Source organism: Nocardioides sp., assembly GCF_050699375.1.
In the GTDB taxonomy this organism is placed as follows: domain Bacteria; phylum Actinomycetota; class Actinomycetes; order Propionibacteriales; family Nocardioidaceae; genus Nocardioides.
On sequence record NZ_JBOHDN010000114.1, the window covers coordinates 1 to 5255 of the forward strand.

The window sequence follows — 5255 nt, forward strand, 5'->3', positions numbered from 1 at the left end:
CCGGCCAAGGATGTCGAAATCGCGTGGTGCCATTCGTGGAGTAGATGAAGGCACGCTGTGCCTGAGAAAGCCCGGACGGATAGGAGAAAGTCATGTGGGACACAGCTCAGAACCCCGAGAACACCAACGTACGCAGCTTCCCGATGTCGCACTTCCTGCCGTGCCAGCGGTGCGGCCACGAGGTCCACACCTACCTTGCTTGCAGCGACACCTGCCCCTGCGCCCCGGTCGTGATGCCCGGCAGCGTTCCGCTGGCCGCCTGATCCGCCTAGATCTTCAGACCCGACTCGATCGCGAAGACGACGAGCTGAGCGCGGTCGCGGGCGTGCAGCTTGACCATCGCGCGCGAGACGTGGGTGCGTACGGTGTCGGGACTGACCACCAGCTCGGCCGCGATCTCGGTGTTGGAGCGGCCGGTCGCGACCCAGGCGACCATCTCCCGCTCGCGCTCGGTGAGGTCGCCCAGCCGCGGGTGCGGGTTGGCCGCCCGCCGCGAGGACCCGAACTCCTCGATCACCCGCTTGGTCACCGTAGGTGCCAGCAGCGATCCGCCGTCGGCGACCACCCGGATCGCGTCCAGCAGCGCGACCGGCTCGGCGTCCTTGAGCAGGAACCCGCTCGCCCCCAGCCGCAGCGCCTCGAAGACGTACTCGTCGAGCTCGAAGGTCGTCAGCATCACCACGCGTACGTCCTTCAGCGAGGCGTCGCGGGTCACCTGCTCCAGCATGCCGAGGCCGTCGAGGACAGGCATCCGGATGTCACAGAGGACCACATCGGGGTGCGTACGGCGCAGCATCGGCAGCGCCGCGCTGCCGTCGGAGGACTCGCCGACGACCTCGAGGTCCGGCTCGGCGCCGATCATCGTCGCCAGGCCCATGCGGACCAGGGGCTGGTCATCGACCAGAGCGACTCTGATCAGCGGGTGATCAACGTCGTTCATGCCAGCCCCTCCGCCGAATCCGCTGAGGACCCAGAAAGCGGAATCGAAGCCCGCAGCCGGAAGCCCCGTACCTCCGGCCCCGCCTCTAGGGTGCCCCCAAGTGCCTCTACGCGCGACCGCATTCCCGAAATTCCCATCCCTGGCCCCGTATCGTCCGCCGAAATGTCCGATCCCCGCCCGTCGTCGGTCACGGTCACGACCATCTCTCCTCCCCCGGAGGTCGATCCTGTCGACACCACAACGACCTCAGCCCGTGACGCCCCCGCATGCCGCAGCACGTTCGTGAGCCCCTCCTGAACCACGGCGTACGCCGCCCGCTCCGCCTCCGCGGGCACATTCCCCGCGTCCAGACGCAGCGAGACCTCGAGCCCGCCGGTGCGCACCCGCTCGACCAGAGCGCGTACGTCCGCCAGCCCGTGCTCCGGCGCCCGCGGGGCAGACGCGGACTCGCTGCCGGTGATCCGGGCCAGCTGCCGGCGAAGCAGGTCGAGCGACTCCTTGCTCTCGGCCCGGATCGCCTCCAGGTTGCGGCGAGCTGCCTCCGGGTCGCGGTCGAGCACGTGCAGCGCGGCACCGGCCTGCATCGCGATCACCGCCAGCCCGTGGCCGACGCCGTCGTGCAGGTCCGCGGCCATCCGCACCCGTTCCTCGCTGACCACGCGGCGCTGCCTCTGGGCGCGGGCCTCGTTGCGTGAGCGCAGCGCGGTGGCGACGGCACCGCACGCGGCGATCAGCGCCGCCTGCCCGAACGCCTGCCACATCGAGAGGTCGCCCTCGGGGCCGGCCCCCTGCGCCCACGGCCCACGCCCGGGCCCGCCGTCGAAGTGAGGTCCCGCGGGATTCAGCATGATCCCCGCCGCGACCAGCGCCGCGCCCACGACCGTCCACCCGACCCACTTCCGCGGTGGCAGCGACAGCGCGACCGCGAAGGTGACCACGGGAACCGCCATGAAGACCGGGCCCTCGGCATAGCCCGCGGTGAAGTAGGCGCCGACACAGAGCCCGCTGGCCGCGGGCATCCAGCCGCGGGGGTGCTGGAGCAGCACCGGGAGGACCGCGACGAGGGCGAGCAGGACTCCGACGAGGGCCGGCCCGCGGGTGTCGGTCTGGGAGTTGCTGCCCAGCGAGCCGACCAGCATCACCACGACGACCAGCCACGGCAGCCAGTGGCGACGGATCCGGGACATGGACATGACCCTAGTTCGCGCGGGCGCCCGAGGCGTACGACAAAAGCGCTCAACCACCTACGCAGATCTGCGTAACCGGGAGCATCGCCGGCGCCGACGCCAACCCGGGGTCCGCCACGAGAGCGTGAGTGGCATGAATGAACTCGTGGTTGAGACCGACGGGCTGACCAAGCGGTACGGCGACAGGCTCGCCGTCGACCGGGTCAGCATGACCGTCATGCGTGGCGAGGTGTACGGCTTCCTCGGCCCCAACGGGGCGGGCAAGACGACGACCTTGCGGATGATGCTCGGCCTGATCCGGCCCACCGCCGGATCGGCCCGCGTCCTGGGTCAGCCCGCCGGGCGGCCCGAGGTCACGGCGAGGATCGGCGCCCTGATCGAGGGCCCCGGCTTCTATCCCTACCTGAATGGTCGCGACAACCTGCGCACTATGGCTCGCTACCAGGGGCTGCCGAACACGGAGGTCGACCGGGTGCTCGAGATGGTCGACCTCGCCGACCGGGCCAAGGACGCCTTCAAGGGCTACTCGCTCGGCATGAAGCAGCGGCTCGGTGTCGCCGCCGCGATGCTCGGCTCCCCCGACCTGCTGGTGCTCGACGAGCCCACCAACGGGCTCGACCCGGCCGGCATGGCCGACATGCGGGCACTGGTCGTCGCGCTCGCCGAGGCCGGCCAGACGGTGATCCTCTCCAGCCACATCCTCGCGGAGGTGCAGGAGATCTGCGACCGCGTCGGCGTGATCAACAACGGCCGCCTGTTGCGGGAGTCCACTGTCGCCGACCTTCGTGGTGGCGCGACCCTGCGGGTCCGGGCCACTCCGGAGGACGCCGCTCTGGCGGCGGTCATGCGGATGGCCGGGGACGAGGGCGTACGCCGCGTCGGCAACGAGACGCTGGAGATCGATCTGCCCGCCACCGCGGCCGCCGATGTCGTACGTCATCTGGTGGCCCACTCCATCGACGTCCATGAGGTCACCGTCGCGGAGCGTTCCCTCGAGGACGTCTTCTTCGAGATGACCGGCAACAACACTGATTCCGGACAGGAGCTCGTGTCATGACTGTGCTGAACGTAAGAGGCATCTTGAACAGTACGAGGGCCGAGCTGCTGCGCCTGCGCAAGTGGTCGGCGATCTGGGTGATCGTCGGCGCCTGGCTGGCGCTGTCGCTCTCCTTCGGGTACGTCTTCAACTATGTCGCCTACAAGACCGGCGACGACAACTTCGCCGGTGACGGTGCCAGCAAGGCCCAGCTCCTCGGCGAGCTGATGCCGAGCGCGATCCCGGACGTCATCGTGAGCGGTCTGCCGATGTTCGGTGGCGCGCTGGCGATGGTGGTCGGTGCGCTGGTGGCCGGCAACGGCTTCGGCTGGGGCACCTGGAAGACCGTCTTCACCCAGGGGCCGAGCCGGTTCGCGTCCATCGGCGGCTCGCTGGCCGCGGTGACCGCGTTCATCTTCGCGATGATGACCGCGACCCTGGCGATGTGCGCCGGGATCTCCGTCCTCATCGCGGCGACCGAGGGCGAGGCGATCACGATGCCTGCCGTGAGCGAGCTGGCGCAGTCCTTCGGCGCCGGGTTCCTGGTGCTGGAGATGTGGGCGCTGCTGGGCTTCCTGGTGGGCGTGCTCGCCAAGGGGCCGGCGCTCGCGGTCGGCCTGGGTCTGGTGTGGTCGCTGGTGGTCGAGAACCTGCTGCGCGGTGTCGGCAGCCTGCTTCCGGGCATGGAGGCCGTCACCGACGCGCTCCCGGGCACTGCCGGAGGCTCGCTGGCCGGTGCGATCATCGGCGGACCCAACGGCACGCCGGGAGTCCTCGACGCGATCTCCGGCGACCGGGCACTGATCACCGTGGCCGCGTACGTCGTCGTCGCGGCTGCCGCCGCGGTAGTGGTCATGCGGCGTCGGGACCTCGCCTGACCTCGGAGAACACGGCTCTAACACACGCCGGGACGGGTCCGTGACTCGTCTCGGCGGGTGGCACACAATGCGAGTGTGACCTGCGTTAAGTCTACTGTTTTGGTGGACAACAATCACGCTGTCCGCGTTCAACGCTGAGACTCACCCGTCTAGAAGAGGTCCACCCGTGTCCACCAACACGCCCGAGCCCACCCCGCTCATCGAGGCACCCAAGGCCAAGCTCCCGCTGATCATCGGGATCGTCGTGGCCGCCGCCGTCGTCATCGGCGGCCTTGCCTTCTTCCTCACCCGCGACGACGGCTCCGGCAGCGACCTGGAGAAGGTCACCCTCGGCGTCGTCGGCGCGGACGACCCCTACTGGAAGAGCTATCAGGACGCGGCCCGCGAGGAGGGCATCGACCTCGAGGTCAAGAACTTCGGTGACTACAACCAGCCCAACCCGGCGCTGTCCGAGGGCGAGCTGGACCTCAACCAGTTCCAGCACATCATCTTCCTGGCCGACTACAACGTGCAGAACGACGACGACCTGGTCGCGCTCGGCTCCACGGCCACCTACCCGCTGGGGCTCTACTCCTCGCAGCACAAGAGCCTCGATGAGATCAAGGCCGGCGAGACCGTGATCGTCCCCGACGACGAGACCAACCAGGCCCGCGGTCTGGTGCTGCTGCAGAAGCACGGTCTGATCAAGCTCACCGACGGCGGTACGCCCTTCAGCACCGTCAAGGAGGTCGACCCCTCCTCCAAGGTGAATGTCAAGGCCGTCCAGGCCGCGATCACCGCCTCCTCGCTCCCCGATGTCGCCGCGGCGATCATCAACAACGACTTCGTCGAGGACGCGGGCCTGAAGTTCGACGACGCGCTGGCCACCGACGACCCGTCCGACCCCAAGGCCCTGCCCTACGTCAACATCTTCGCCGCCCGCGCCGACGACGCCGACAACGCGACGTACAAGAAGCTCATCGAGATCTTCCAGAACACCGAGGCCGTCCAGGACGGAGTCTCTGAGACGTCCGGTGACACCGCCGAGCTGGTCAAGATCCCGGTCGAGGATCTGCAGAAGTCGCTCGAGGACACCGAGAAGCAGGTCCGCGATGCGCGGTGACTCCCTCGCTCGGCACGAGCGGACGAGCAAGCTCGCCGCTCGACCTCGCTCCGGTCGTCTCGAGGACGCAGCGAAGTGAGCGAAGCTCGTGCTGGTGCCGCGGAGCCGCTGG

Annotated in this window: 6 protein-coding genes; 4 read left to right on the forward strand and 2 right to left on the reverse strand. The window is 69.0% G+C overall.

The window, feature by feature from the left end:
- Nucleotides 1-92 precede the first annotated feature (92 nt).
- Nucleotides 93-263, forward strand: coding sequence for a hypothetical protein (locus ACRDPS_RS08230; RefSeq protein ID WP_431501140.1), 171 nt, complete (start codon nt 93-95; stop codon nt 261-263).
- A 5-nt stretch (nt 264-268) separates the two neighbouring features.
- Here ACRDPS_RS08230 and ACRDPS_RS08235 read toward each other — a convergent pair whose 3' ends face one another.
- Nucleotides 269-940: a response regulator gene (locus ACRDPS_RS08235; protein ID WP_431501141.1), complete on the reverse strand. Its 672-nt coding sequence runs from the start codon at nt 938-940 to the stop codon at nt 269-271.
- Nucleotides 937-2127: a sensor histidine kinase gene (locus ACRDPS_RS08240; protein WP_431501142.1), complete on the reverse strand. Its 1191-nt coding sequence runs from the start codon at nt 2125-2127 to the stop codon at nt 937-939. The genes ACRDPS_RS08235 and ACRDPS_RS08240 overlap by 4 nt, the downstream gene beginning before the upstream one ends.
- A 133-nt stretch (nt 2128-2260) precedes the next feature.
- Here ACRDPS_RS08240 and ACRDPS_RS08245 point away from each other — a divergent pair, with 133 nt between their 5' ends.
- The 3 genes from ACRDPS_RS08245 (at nt 2261) to ACRDPS_RS08255 (ending at nt 5143) form a co-directional block, all read left to right on the forward strand.
- Nucleotides 2261-3184, forward strand: a complete 924-nt coding sequence (locus ACRDPS_RS08245) for an ABC transporter ATP-binding protein (RefSeq protein ID WP_431501143.1) — start codon at nt 2261-2263, stop codon at nt 3182-3184.
- A 23-nt stretch (nt 3185-3207) separates the two neighbouring features.
- Complete coding sequence (locus ACRDPS_RS08250) at nt 3208-4041, forward strand: ABC transporter permease (protein ID WP_431501144.1); 834 nt, start codon at nt 3208-3210, stop codon at nt 4039-4041.
- A 166-nt stretch (nt 4042-4207) separates the two neighbouring features.
- Nucleotides 4208-5143, forward strand: a complete 936-nt coding sequence (locus ACRDPS_RS08255; RefSeq protein WP_431501145.1) for a MetQ/NlpA family ABC transporter substrate-binding protein — start codon at nt 4208-4210, stop codon at nt 5141-5143.
- Nucleotides 5144-5255 lie beyond the last annotated feature (112 nt).